The 274-nt window shown below is 47.8% G+C and carries 1 protein-coding gene; it reads left to right on the top strand.

Translation table 11 applies throughout. From position 1 onward, the window contains the following. Nucleotides 1-20 precede the first annotated feature (20 nt). A partial coding sequence (locus FS507_RS16935; RefSeq protein WP_145943842.1) for a hypothetical protein occupies nucleotides 21-274 on the top strand: 254 nt, incomplete at its 3' end.

Genomic DNA, 274 nt, shown 5'->3' with positions numbered 1-274 from the left:
GGGTGACGTGTGGAAAATATATGGCTGAAGAGAATAAAGTATTGGAAGGGATGATTGAACGGTTGAGGAAGAATGAAGTGGATTGTGGAGAGGTAGTAATGAGGAGGAAGAAGAGAGCGGAAGTTGTGGGGGGAGGATGGGTAGTGGAAGAAGAAGAGGGAAATGTGGTTATTGGGGATGTGATATATAGAATTGTTGGGGAGTATGAGAAAGTAGGGTGGTGGTACGTGGAGAAGGTGGTGATGGGGGGGGGTATGGGGGAGAGAATTGGAGG

The organism is Corynebacterium glyciniphilum AJ 3170, assembly GCF_007673095.1.
Classification (GTDB): Bacteria; Actinomycetota; Actinomycetes; order Mycobacteriales; family Mycobacteriaceae; genus Corynebacterium.
Note: the sequence above shows the minus strand (reverse complement) of the source record. Positions and strands in the feature narration are given on the sequence as shown.